This is a genomic window from Ectothiorhodospira lacustris (assembly GCF_022227845.1).
In the GTDB taxonomy this organism is placed as follows: domain Bacteria; phylum Pseudomonadota; class Gammaproteobacteria; order Ectothiorhodospirales; family Ectothiorhodospiraceae; genus Ectothiorhodospira; species Ectothiorhodospira lacustris.
In genome coordinates this window covers 169,718-181,627 of sequence record NZ_JAJNQN010000001.1, presented here as the reverse complement: position 1 = coordinate 181,627, position 11,910 = coordinate 169,718, and the positions used below count along the sequence as shown (strand labels likewise).

Sequence of the window (11,910 nt, the reverse complement as noted above, 5' to 3'; positions counted from 1 at the left end):
ACGCCGGAGCCTGCGGTCTGCACTGAAGAGTGCGGCGCCGGGCAGGTGCTTCACGGGAGATCGCCCATGGAAACCCTGATGGCGTTCACGGTCGGTGGCCTGTTCGCTGCCGCCATCTACATGATGCTGCGCCGCTCCATCGTCAAGCTGGTGATCGGACTGGTGCTGCTGTCCAACGCCGCCAACCTGCTGCTGTTCACCCAGGCCGGCCTGTTGCGCGGCGCGCCGCCCCTGGTGCCTGAAGGGGCCATGCAGCCGGCGGGTGCGGTGGCCGATCCCCTGGCCCAGGCCCTGATCCTGACCGCCATCGTGATCGGTTTCGGGGTGCTGGCCTTTGCGGTGGTGCTGATCCACCGTGCCTACGAGGTGGTGAAGGCTGACGACATGGACCAGATGAAGGATACCGACACATGAGGTTAGAAGTCGCGTTGCCGGTCATCATTCCCCTGTTCTTCGGCGCCCTGACGCTGATCCTCTGGCGCTGGCGTCTTGCCCAGCGCGTGACCACCGTGGCCGGGACCGGGCTCATGCTGCTGTCCGCCCTGTGGTTGCTGGCCGCCACCTGGCAGGACGGCATCCTGGTGATGCACATGGGCAACTGGCAGGCCCCCTTCGGCATCGTGCTGGTGTCGGACCTGCTCGGCGCCATCATGGTGGTCCTGGCGGGCATCAGCGGTTTTGCCACGGCGGTCTACTCCCTGACGTCCATGAGCCGGCGCCATGAGGCCTTTGGCTACTATCCGCTGCTGCATCTGCTGCTGGCGGGGGTGAACGGGGCCTTTCTCACCGGCGATATCTTCAACCTCTACGTGTGGTTCGAAGTGATGCTGGTGGCTTCCTTCGCTCTGTTGATCCTGGGGGGAGAGCGGGCACAGATGGAAGGTGCCATCAAGTACGTGACCCTGAACCTGGTCTCCTCGGCCATGCTGCTGTCCGCCATCGGTCTGCTCTATGGCCTGACGGGCACCCTGAACATGGCGGATATTGCCGACAAACTCAGTTACGCGGAAGATCCGGGCATCATCACCGTCATTGCCATGCTGTTCCTGGTGTCCTTCGGCATCAAGGCCGGTGCCTTCCCCTTCTTCTTCTGGCTGCCGGCCTCGTATCACACGCCGCAGGTGGCGGTCTCGGCCCTGTTCGCGGCCCTGCTGACCAAGGTGGGGGTCTATGCCCTGTTCCGGGTGTTCACCCTCATGTTCACCCAGGACGTGGATTACACCCACGAGATCCTGCTGTGGGTGGCCGCCGCGACCATGCTCACCGGGGTGCTGGGGGCGGCGGCCCAGTATGAGTTCCGGCGCATCCTGTCGTTCCACATCATCAGCCAGATCGGTTACATGATCATGGGACTGGCGCTGTTCACGCCCCTGGCCATCGTCGGCGGGGTGTTCTACATCATGCACCACATCATCGTGAAGGCGAATCTGTTCCTGGTCAGCGGTCTGGTGTACCGGCTCAAGGGGACCTACGAGCTCAAGGAGCTGGGCGGCATGTATCGCTCCCATCCGATGCTGGCCATCCTGTTCCTGATACCGGCATTGTCTCTGGCCGGGATACCGCCATTGTCCGGATTCTTCGCCAAGTTCATCCTCATCCGCGCCGGTGTGGAGGCCGAGGCCTGGTGGATCGTGGGTGTAGCCCTGTTGGTCGGGCTGCTGACCCTGTACTCCATGATCAAGATCTGGGCCGAGGTGTTCTGGAAGGCCCAGCCTGAGGAATATGCCGACCGCCCGGCCCACGGCAGCGCCGGTTCCGGCGTGCTCTACCTGACCATCGGCGGGATGGCGGCGCTGACGGTATTCATCGGTCTGGGGGCGGAGCCCGTCTACCGGATCGCGGATGCGGCAGCCCATCAGCTGCTCAATCCGAGCCTGTATATTGATGCAGTCCTGGGGGAACGATAATGATCGGTCCGTTGGCCTCGAATATCCTGCTGGCCCTGGTCTGGATGGGCCTGACCGGCAGCTTCACGGGTACCAACCTGTTCATCGGTCTGGTGCTGGGTTATCTGATCCTGGCCTCGGCCCTGCGGGATCAGCCCGGTTTTGCCGCCTATACCGGCAAGATCCCCAAGGCGATCCGCTTCATCGGCTTTTTCATCAAGGAATTGATCCTCTCCAATCTCAAGGTGGCTTATGATGTACTCACGCCGACGTACTACATGAAGCCGGGCGTGATCGCGTTTCCGCTGGAGGCAAAGACGGATGCGGAGATCACCGTGGTCGCCAATCTCATCTCCCTGACCCCGGGTACCCTGAGCCTGGACGTGTCCAGTGACCGTAAGGTGCTGTATATCCATGTGATGTATCTGGAAAATGAAGAGGCGGTCATCGAGAGTATCCGCTACATGGAATATCGGGCCCTGGAGGTGCTGCGATGAGCCGCCCGGGGCGTGACAGGCGTTCAAGTATCTGCAGCGGGGGCAACCATGCTTGAGTTCTCCATTTTCATTGCCTACGTGGTGCTGGGGATTTCCCTGGTACTGATTTTTTTCCGTTTGGTGCTGGGTCCCAGCCTGCCGGATCGGGTGGTGGCCCTGGAGATGCTGGCGACCCTGACCGTGGGTTTCATCGCGGTCTATACCCTGTCCAGCGGGGTGACGGCCTTCCTGGACGTGGCCATGGTGCTGGCCTTGACCGCGTTTCTGGCCGCGGTGGGCTTTGCCCGCCTGATTGCCAAGGGAGGCAGCCGCGATGATGACTGAGCTTCTGGTGGAGATCCTGATCAGCCTGTTCCTGCTCGCCGGGGTCGGCTTCATGTTCGTGGCGGCGCTGGGCCTTTTGCGCATGCCGGATCTGCCCATCCGGCTGCATGCCACCACCAAGGCCGGCGCCCTGGGCGGAGGACTTTTGATGATCGCCGTGGGATTGGAATTCTTCGGCGATGTGACGGTGGCGGCCAAGGCCGCCGCCATCATCGTGTTCCTGGTGCTCACCGGGCCGGTGGCGGCGCATCTGATCGGGCGTGCCGGTTATTTCATCGGTGTGCCCATGTGGTCGGGTACCATCAAGGACGAACTCAAGGGGCGTTACGACCACAAGACCCAGACACTGATGTCTCCCCCGGGGCTGAGCAAGACCCGGGATGAACAGCCCAAGGGCTGATATCGACGTGAAGATTTTCAGATCCGTCCTGACTTTTTAAAACACTCACTGGAACATCTCTATGCGCGTAAAACTGCTGGCGGCGGCCTGTCTGATGGGGATGGCCCCCGTGGCCTCGGCCCATACCCTGGACATCTACCTGAGCAAGGAAACGGCTCAGTTCAACTTCATCACCGACTCCAGCGCCATTGGATTCGGCGGCGCCGATCTGTTTTTCGGTCTCTTTTTCAATGACGACAGTGATTACATGCTGACCACCGGCATGAATGTGCGGGGCGTGCCCGCCGGAGAACAGCCGCTGACCTTCGGCGTGGGCGGCAAGCTGTATCTGGGATTTGTTGATGAGCCGGATGAGACATTCCAGTCTTTGGGTCTGGGGGGCGAGGTGAGGTATACGATTCCGGCCAACACCCCCATGTATTTCGCTCTGGAGGCTTATTACGCCCCGCCCGTCACCAGCTTCGGCGACGCGGATGATCTGTGGGATATCGCCCTCCGCTATGAACTGGAAGTGACCCCGGGAGCCGCCGGCTTCATCGGCTATCGCCGGATCGCGACGGATCTGGACAGCAAGAAAAACTACAAGCTGGATGACAACATCCATTTCGGCATCCGTTTTAATTTCTAGTCATGAAACCCTCATCTTCCGCCGCATTGGACGAAGTCCTCAAGATCATGGCACGGCTCCGGGATCCGGAGCGTGGCTGTGCCTGGGATCTGAAGCAGACCTACGACAGTATCGTGCCCCACACCCTGGAAGAGGCCTATGAAGTGGCCGATGCCGTTGCTCGGCGCGACTTTGATGAGCTGCGCTCGGAACTGGGGGATCTGCTGCTGCAGGTGGTGTTCCATGCCCGGATGGCGGAAGAGGAGGGGCGCTTCGATTTCGACGACGTGGCCCGCACCCTGGCGGAGAAGCTCATTCGTCGTCATCCCCATGTCTTTGCCGGTGTCCGGTTTGATTCGGAAGACGCCCAGCACGCGGCCTGGGAGACGGAGAAGGCCCGGGAACGGGCCGACCGTCAGGGGGCAGGGGTGGGCGACCGCAGCGGGAATGAGCCGGTGCCGGGCATCCTGGACGGCATCGCGCTGACGCTCCCGGCCCTGGTCCGGGCGGCCAAGATCCAGAAACGTGCCGCCCGGGTGGGGTTTGACTGGGCCGATGCCGCCCCCATCCTGGACAAGATCCATGAGGAACTGGACGAAGTCAGGGCGGAGATGGGTGCCGGTGCGCCCCATGCCCGCCTGGAGGATGAGCTGGGGGATGTCCTGTTTGCCGTGTCCAATTTGGCCCGGCACCTGAAAGTGGATCCGGAGGCGGCCCTGCGGCGCACCAATGCCAAGTTCGAGCGCCGTTTCCGCTTTATGGAAGAGATCCTGGCCCGGGAAGACCGCCGCATGGAGGATGAATCCCTGGAGGCCCTGGAAGCCCTCTGGCAGATGGCCAAGGCCCGGGTGGGCTAGATCAGGCCTCCAGCCGCAGGGACAGATCCACTGCCTGGATATGCTTGGTCAGGGCACCCACGGAGATGAAATTCACGCCGGTCTTGGCGATTTCACGAATCCTGGAGAGGTCCACGCCACCGGAGGCTTCCAGCTTGCAGCGCCCGGCCACCAGGGCCACGGCTTCCCGCATGCCTTCCAGATTGAACTCATCCAGCATGATTACATCGGCGCCCGCCTCCAGAGCCTGACGGACCTCGTCCAGGGTTTCCGTCTCCACTTCCACCTGTACGTTACCCGGCTGGGCGCGGGCCTGGGTCACGGCCCGGGCGATGGAGCCGGCGGCCATGATGTGATTCTCCTTGATCAGAATGGCATCGTAGAGGCCCAGGCGATGGTTCATGCCGCCGCCGCAGCTGACGGCGTATTTCTGTGCCAGGCGCAGGCCGGGCAAGGTCTTGCGGGTGTCGAGGATATTGGCTGGGGTTCCGTCCACGGCATCCACATAGCGACGGGTCCGGGTGGCCGTGGCCGACAGGGTCTGCAGGAAATTCAGCGCCGTGCGTTCGCCCGTGAGAATGGGCCGGGCCGGTCCGCTCAGACTGCACAGCCGGGTGTCGGGTTCCACCGCCGCGCCTTCCCGGCAATGCCAGGTGATCTCCACTGCCGGGTCCAGTTGCCTGAAGGTCTCGTTGAACCAGGCCTGCCCGCAGACGATGGCCTGTTCCTTACAGACGACATATGCCCGGGAGTGGGTTCGGGCAGGGATCAATTCGGCCGTGAGATCACCGGTACCGATGTCTTCGATCAGGGCTAGCTTGACGGATTCGCGAATGATTTCGTGGGGCAGATTAAGGGACATGGTCGCCGTTTGATCCTGGATGCTCCGGTCAGGGGGCAAGCATACCGCAAATGCCCGATTGCATGAGGAGATAACGGAGTGGCGCGGCGGTGTTCTAATAGCATCACAGATTGTCCGGATTGCAGTATGCTAGGGGCATTCCGAACAGATTATTGCTGAGTCTTAACCAGATATTTCCAGGCCTTAACAGCCTTCCCGAGCCTGAATAAAAGTCATTGCCGGGTCTTGGCACGTCGTTGCCGGGTCTTAACGCGTCATTCCCGGGTCTTAACACGTCATTCCCGCGAAAGCGGGAATCCAGTTACGGACTGAAAACCCTGGACTCCCGCTTTCGCGGGAGTGACGGCCGGAGCACCCCTGCGCAAGTGACGGCTAATGCCGGGGCACCCCTGGGGGAGTGACGGCCAGAGCGCCCCTGCGCAAGTGACGGCTAATGCCGGGGCACCCCTGGGAGAATGACGGCCAAGGCGTCCTCTGATCTCATCACAACCAGTATAAGCGCTCTTGAACCAGCTCAAGGAATTCTACCGACTACTCACCCATTCCTTCCGGAATCTGTTGCCGATCATTCTGGTGGTGGGGTTTTTCCAGTTCGCGGTCATGCAGCAGGTCCCCGAGGGGCTCGGCTCCATGATCATGGGGCTGCTCATCGTGGTGGTGGGGGTGGCCCTGTTCCTGCAGGGGCTGGAGATGGGCATCTTTCCCATCGGCAAGAATCTCTCCAACGAGTTTGCCAAGAAGGGTTCGCTACTCTGGCTCATGGTGTTCGGGTTCTGTCTGGGCTTTGCCGCCGTGATCGCCGAGCCGGCCCTGATTGCCGTGGCCTCCCAGGCTGAATTCATCAGCGAGGGACGGATCCAGGCCTTCACGCTCCGGGTCCTGGTGGCCACCTCGGTGGGCTTTGTGGTGGCCCTCGGCGTGGTACGGATTGTTTTGGGCCACAGCCTGCACTGGTACATGATCATCGGCTATCTGCTGGTGGTCGCCGTGACCTTCTTCGCGCCGGAAGAGATCGTCGGCCTGGCCTACGATTCCGGTGGGGTGACCACCAACATCGTCACCGTGCCTCTGATCGCGGCTCTGGGGATCGGTCTGGCTGTGTCCCTGCGTGGCCGCAATGCCCTGACCCACGGTTTCGGCCTGGTGGCCCTGGCGGTGATGGTGCCCATGATCGTGGTCCAGATCTACGGCATTCTGGTGTTCAGCTTTGCCGACCCTGATCTGCTCAACGGGGCCGTGGCGCCCATGGCGGATACCGCTACGTTGGACGAGGTGGCGGCACCGGTGGCCGGCAGCGTACTGCTGGGCATGCTCAAGGATCTGTTGGTCATGTTCCGTGACGTGCTGCCCATCATCGCCGTGGTGCTGATCTTCCAGTACCTGGTGATTCGCAAGCACATTGCTCACGTTCATAAGGTCTTCGGTGGTTTCGTGCTGGTGATCTTCGGGCTTTACGCCTTCGTGGTGGGGCTCAAACTGGGGTTGTTTCCCATCGGTCAGAGCATGGCCGAGCAGCTCATTGCCCTGGATCGGATCTTTTTCATCTACCTGTTTGCCTTCACCATCGGTTTTGCCACCACCATGGCGGAGCCGGCCCTGATCGCCATCGGTCAGAAGGCGGAGGAGGCGGGCAAGGGACGTCTCAACGGCAATACCATCCGCATCCTGGTGGCCATCGGTGTGGCAGTGGGGATTACCGTGGGGGTGCACCGGATCATCGCCGGGGATTCCATCCACCATTACATCATGGGTGGCTATGCCCTGGTCATCCTGCTGACCTGGTTGGCCCCAAAATACATCGTGGCGCTGGCCTATGATCTGGGTGGTGTGACCACCTCGGAAGTGACGGTGCCGCTGGTGACCGCGCTGGGGATTGGTCTGGCCACCCATATCGAGGGGCGTAACGTCCTGATCGATGGCTTCGGCCTGATCGCCTTTGCGTCCATATTTCCGATCATCAGCGTGATGCTCTATGCTATCGCTGTTGAACTCACCACCCGGTGGAGGGAAGCGCAGTCATGAAGTTTGCCGTTCTGGTGGCCATTCTGGCCGATAGTCTGGAAGAGAAGGCCATCGATGTCGCCAAGCAGGCGGGGGCCGGTGGAGTCACCATCGTGGATGCCCGGGGGATCGGTGCCAAGGAGAAGAAGACCTTCTTCGGTCTGACCTACGAGGGCAGCCAGTCGGTCTTGCTGATGGTGCTGGAAAAGAAGCTATCCCTGGCGGTGATGAAGGCCCTGCGGGATGAGCTGGATTTGAAGTCCCATAGCCACGGCGTAGTATTCACCGTCCCTCTGGAGCATATTGCGGGCATCGACATGCGCCAGATCGAACAGTTCGAAGATCGTCTCAAGGACGAGCTGTGAGCCTGAGGTAATTCATGCTGGTCAAAGATATCATGGTGAAGGACGTGGCGATGATTTCCTCTCTCGCCACCGTTCGCGAGGCCATGCGCGAGATGCGCAGGCACAAGGTCAAGTCCTTGGTGGTGGATAAGCGCTATGAGCACGATGCCTACGGCATCATCACCTACACCACCATCCTGCGTACCATCGTGGCGGAAGAGGGGGACATCGACCTGATCAATGTCTACGACGTCTGCTCCAAGCCGGTGATCAGCGTGCCGGAGGTGCTGGAGGTCAAGCATGTGGCCAAGCTGATGGTGAATCAGGGGATTCGCCGGATCGTCGTGCTCAGGGACAACACCCTGGTGGGACTGGTGACGATGAATGACATCGTGTCGTCCATCCTGGAGATCTCGGAGGATGCCCCGGTGTGAGTGGTGACGGCCCTTTACTTTGTGTGGGGCCGGACTTGAGCCCTCTGCCTGCAGGGCGGACCCATGGGTCCGCCCTGTGCTGTTTTCAGACCTTGAACCGTCCGACCAGTTCCTGGAGCTCGTCCGCCAGTCGTGCCAGCTGCTCGGAAGCGAGGGTGGTTTCTCCCGCGCCTTGGGCATTCTGCTCGGCTGCATCGGAGATGCTGGTTACATTGCGGTTCATCTCCTCGGCCACGGCGCTTTGTTCCTCGGCCGCACTGGCCACCTGGGCATTCACATCACTGATGGTGGTGACCGCCTGGGTGATGGCGTCCAGTGAGGTGTCCGCCTGTGCGGCACTGTCGCGGCTGGCCTGGGCTGACTGTCGGCTCTCGTCCATGGCCGTCACCGCCCGGCGACTGGCCTGCTGCAGGCGCTCGATCATGGCCTGAATTTCCTGGGTCGAGCTCTGGGTGCGGTTGGCCAGGGAGCGTACCTCGTCAGCCACCACGGCAAAGCCGCGACCGGCCTCACCGGCACGGGCCGCCTCGATGGCGGCATTGAGGGCCAGCAGGTTGGTTTGTTCGGCAATGCCCCGGATCACGTCCAGCACCTTGCCGATCTCTTCACTGCCGTTGTCCAGTTCACGGATGACATCGGCCGCCTTCTGGACCTCCTTGGCTAACTGTTCGATGCGCCTCATGGTGCCGGAGACAATCTGCTTGCCTTCCTGCGCGGCTTCTTCCGCCTGCCGGGTGGAATCCGAACTCTGCTGGGCGTTGCGCGCCACCTCATGAGCGGTGCTGTTCATCTCGTTCATGGCGGTGGCCAGTTGGTCGATCTCGCTACGCTGGCGGGAGACGCCGTCATTGGTGCGTTCGGTGACCGAGGCCAGATCGCCGGCGGCCCTGGCCAACTGGCTGGTGGACTGCAGCACACGGCTGATCAGGTCGCGGAAGTTATCCATCATGGCGTTGAAGGCCACAGAGGCCTGGCCGATCTCATCCTTGCCGTGGATGGGCAGGCGGTGGGAAAGGTCACCGTCGCCCTCGGCGATGCCCTTGAGCCCACGGGTCATTTCCTTCAGGGGATTCGTGACAAAACGGCGGGTAAACAGGAACAGGAACAGCAGTACCGGCACGCTGATCAGGGTGGCGACGGCAAGAAAGTTGAAGCCGAACCGGCGCGAAGCGGTATTCACGTCCGCAAGACTGATTTGCAGGCTCACACCGCCCAGCACCGCGCCCTCCGGGGCCACGGCATGGCACAGGGTGCAGTTCTTGCCCAGATACTGGCGAGAGTTGAAGACGGGCATCACGGCCCGCAGGGCGGACCGGTCCTCCGACAGGCTCATGTAGGGTTCGCCGGTTTCAAGCACGGATCGCTCAACGGCGTCCTGAGGCCTTTCATGTTCAGTGCCGGGACCATATTGTCGGGAGACATTGTCTCCTCGCAGGACGCGTAGGTCACTGACGTTCTGGAGTTCGATGATCTGATCCAGAAATTCGGCGCGGCGGTTGATGGTGCCGGTGATCATCAGCGTGGTCAGGCCGGCCATGGTGATCTCATGGATCGTTTCCGCGAAGGTCTCCGCCTGATGGAGCGCCGTTTTTCGCTGCTCCTGTACTGTCCAAACGGTCATGCCGCCCCAGGCCAGCACCAGGATGAGCCACATGGCCCCCACCAGGCGGACCCATATCGGCAGGTTGTTGATACGTTGCATGTTGGTTCCCCAGGATACCCATTGGTCGTTGCGGCACTGTCCTGACCAGCCCCTGCATGGGGTAGATATCGGCCGCGTTGGCAAGAAGTTGATGGCCTGATGCTAGCAGAGCCGCACGACAAGGCATTTTCCGGATCGACAGTACTCGCCCCGTGGTAATGAGCCGGGCCGATCCTTGGAAGCATCCTGTTGGGGAGGCAATGTGGACTGTACGACGGCGCATTGTGCGCCGGATCGAACGTTCAGGCTTTGAGTTTTGTCATTGAGCCCCATTATCGGCAGTGAACGTCCGACAACCGGCGTGGATTCATCCTGTATATTCCCAGACAATGTTGCCCAAAAGGAGAGTTTATGTCATGCCCATGGGTTCCTTGCCTGCCCTGTTGATCAAGCACCTGCTGTTTTCTCCCGTTCATTACGATCCGGCACAAGAGATCGTCTACAGGGGGGATCGTCGTGTCAGTTACGCCGAGTTCCGGCAGCGGGTCGCAAGACTGGCGGCAATGCTCAAGGCCCAGGGCATCGGGCCGGGGGATACCGTGGCGGTGATGGACTACGACAGCCACCGCTATCTGGAATGCTACTTTGCCGTGCCCATGATCGGGGCCGTGTTGCACACCGTTAATGTGCGCCTGTCCAGTGAGCAACTGGTCTATACCATCAGTCATGCCGAAGATGATCTGATCCTGATCCACGATGAGTTCATCCCCTTGCTGGCCCCGATTCGTGGCCGGATCGAGTCGGTGCAGAAGTTCATCCGGCTAACGGATGAACCGTCTGATGAGGTGGTCGACCGTATCGATCCCGCGGGCCTGAATTTCGTGGGTGAGTACGAGCAGTTGCTGCAGACGACAGAGCCCCTGGAGACCTTCCCGGACCTGGACGAGAACACCCGGGCCACCTGCTTCTACACCACCGGTACCACGGGTCTGCCCAAGGGGGTGTATTTCAGCCATCGCCAGCTGGTGCTGCATGCGCTGGCCGGCCTGCTGACCCTGGCTTCCAACGGCACCCAGGGGCGTTTCCACCGGGAAGACGTCTACATGCCCATCACGCCTATGTTTCACGTGCATGCCTGGGGCATCCCCTACATGGCCACCATGCTGGGGGTGAAGCAGGTCTATCCGGGCAAGTACATCCCCCACCAGCTTGCCCGGCTCATCGATACGGAAGCGGTCACCTTCAGCCACTGCGTGCCCACCATCCTGCACATGCTGCTCAACGATCCGAAGAATGCGGACCGTGATCTGTCGCGCTGGAAGGTGCTGATCGGCGGCGCCAGTCTGCCCAAGGCTTTATGCCGTCAGGCCATAGACCGTGGCGTGGATATCTATACCGGCTATGGCATGTCCGAGACTTGCCCCATCCTCACCATATCCCAGTTGCGTGATGCCGAACTGGCATTGGAGATGGATGACCAGATCGACCGCAGGGTACGCACCGGTCAGCCCCTGCCGCTGGTGGCCTTGCGCGTGGTGGATGCCGAGGGCAGGGAAGTGACGAGCGATGATCATGCGCCGGGCGAGGTGCAGGTCCGGGCACCCTGGTTGACCCAGGGCTATCTGAAGGACGAGAAACAGTCTGAGCGGCTCTGGGCCGGGGGCTGGCTGCATACCCACGACGTGGCCTGTCGCGACCATACCGGCAGCATCCGCATCACGGATCGCACCAAGGACGTGATCAAAGTGGGCGGGGAATGGCTCAGCTCCCTGGAGTTGGAAGATGTGCTCATGCAGCACCCGGATGTCTCCGAGGTGGCGGTCATCGGGCAGCCGGCGGTGCGTTGGGGCGAGATCCCCCTGGCCCTGGTGGTGCCCCGCGCCGGCAGCGAGCCGGGTGAGCGCGATCTGAGCCACCATGTGCGCGAATTCGTGGACAAGGGCATGCTGCCCAAGGAGTCCATCCTGCTGAAGGTGCGCTTCGTGGAGCAGGTGGACAAGACCTCCGTGGGCAAGACCAACAAGGTGGCCCTGCGGGAGAAATACCTGACCGCTCAGGAAGACTGAACGGTCAGGTT

At 61.4% G+C, this 11,910-nt stretch carries 13 protein-coding genes; 11 read left to right on the top strand and 2 right to left on the bottom strand.

The annotated features are described in order from the left end of the window. Positions 1-66: 66 nt before the first annotated feature. The 7 genes from LQ956_RS00835 to mazG all read left to right on the top strand — a co-directional run bounded on the left by LQ956_RS00835 (position 67) and on the right by mazG (position 4,571). Positions 67-414 carry a Na+/H+ antiporter subunit C gene (locus LQ956_RS00835; RefSeq protein WP_238622552.1) on the top strand — a complete coding sequence of 116 codons (348 nt, stop codon included), beginning with the start codon at positions 67-69 and terminating at the stop codon, positions 412-414. Then, the gene (locus LQ956_RS00830; protein WP_238622553.1) at positions 411-1,907 is read left to right on the top strand and encodes a Na+/H+ antiporter subunit D; all 1,497 of its coding nucleotides are present in this window, start codon (positions 411-413) and stop codon (positions 1,905-1,907) included. Before LQ956_RS00835 ends, LQ956_RS00830 begins: the two co-directional genes overlap by 4 nt. Next, positions 1,907-2,383 carry a Na+/H+ antiporter subunit E gene (locus LQ956_RS00825; RefSeq protein WP_238622554.1) on the top strand — a complete coding sequence of 159 codons (477 nt, stop codon included), beginning with the start codon at positions 1,907-1,909 and terminating at the stop codon, positions 2,381-2,383. Before LQ956_RS00830 ends, LQ956_RS00825 begins: the two co-directional genes overlap by 1 nt. 48 nt (positions 2,384-2,431) lie before the next feature. Next, on the top strand, positions 2,432-2,707 hold the full coding sequence (locus LQ956_RS00820) for a cation:proton antiporter (protein ID WP_238622555.1): 276 nt from the start codon (positions 2,432-2,434) through the stop codon (positions 2,705-2,707). A gap of 4 nt (positions 2,708-2,711) precedes the next feature. Beyond that, positions 2,712-3,107 carry a monovalent cation/H(+) antiporter subunit G gene (mnhG, locus tag LQ956_RS00815; protein WP_430733385.1) on the top strand — a complete coding sequence of 132 codons (396 nt, stop codon included), beginning with the start codon at positions 2,712-2,714 and terminating at the stop codon, positions 3,105-3,107. 61 nt (positions 3,108-3,168) lie between these two features. Next, positions 3,169-3,735, top strand: coding sequence for a YfaZ family outer membrane protein (locus LQ956_RS00810; protein ID WP_238629162.1), 567 nt, complete (start codon positions 3,169-3,171; stop codon positions 3,733-3,735). A 2-nt stretch (positions 3,736-3,737) separates the two neighbouring features. Beyond that, positions 3,738-4,571 (top strand): nucleoside triphosphate pyrophosphohydrolase, encoded by an 834-nt coding sequence (gene mazG / locus LQ956_RS00805; RefSeq protein ID WP_238629161.1) that lies wholly within the window; start codon positions 3,738-3,740, stop codon positions 4,569-4,571. Position 4,572: 1 nt separating this feature from the next. Here the strand turns inward: mazG and nadC are convergent, their stop codons facing one another. After that, the gene (nadC, locus tag LQ956_RS00800; RefSeq protein ID WP_238629160.1) at positions 4,573-5,412 is read right to left on the bottom strand and encodes a carboxylating nicotinate-nucleotide diphosphorylase; all 840 of its coding nucleotides are present in this window, start codon (positions 5,410-5,412) and stop codon (positions 4,573-4,575) included. 504 nt (positions 5,413-5,916) lie between these two features. On the opposite strand from nadC, the gene LQ956_RS00795 reads away from it, so the two are divergent. From LQ956_RS00795 to LQ956_RS00785, 3 genes are read left to right on the top strand one after another with little or no spacing between them, the layout of a single operon-like run. After that, a complete protein-coding gene (locus LQ956_RS00795) occupies positions 5,917-7,434 on the top strand; it encodes a DUF1538 domain-containing protein (protein ID WP_238621979.1) in 1,518 nt (505 codons plus the stop codon). Next, a complete protein-coding gene (locus LQ956_RS00790) occupies positions 7,431-7,778 on the top strand; it encodes a P-II family nitrogen regulator (RefSeq protein ID WP_238621978.1) in 348 nt (115 codons plus the stop codon). Before LQ956_RS00795 ends, LQ956_RS00790 begins: the two co-directional genes overlap by 4 nt. A gap of 14 nt (positions 7,779-7,792) precedes the next feature. Next, complete coding sequence (locus LQ956_RS00785) at positions 7,793-8,191, top strand: CBS domain-containing protein (RefSeq protein ID WP_238621977.1); 399 nt, start codon at positions 7,793-7,795, stop codon at positions 8,189-8,191. Between the two features lie 85 nt (positions 8,192-8,276). Here the strand turns inward: LQ956_RS00785 and LQ956_RS00780 are convergent, their stop codons facing one another. Next, a complete protein-coding gene (locus LQ956_RS00780; protein ID WP_238621976.1) occupies positions 8,277-9,893 on the bottom strand; it encodes a methyl-accepting chemotaxis protein in 1,617 nt (538 codons plus the stop codon). Between the two features lie 356 nt (positions 9,894-10,249). Between LQ956_RS00780 and LQ956_RS00775 the strand changes: the two genes are divergently transcribed. Beyond that, positions 10,250-11,899 (top strand): fatty acid--CoA ligase, encoded by a 1,650-nt coding sequence (locus LQ956_RS00775; protein WP_238629159.1) that lies wholly within the window; start codon positions 10,250-10,252, stop codon positions 11,897-11,899. The last annotated feature ends 11 nt before the right edge of the window (positions 11,900-11,910 follow it).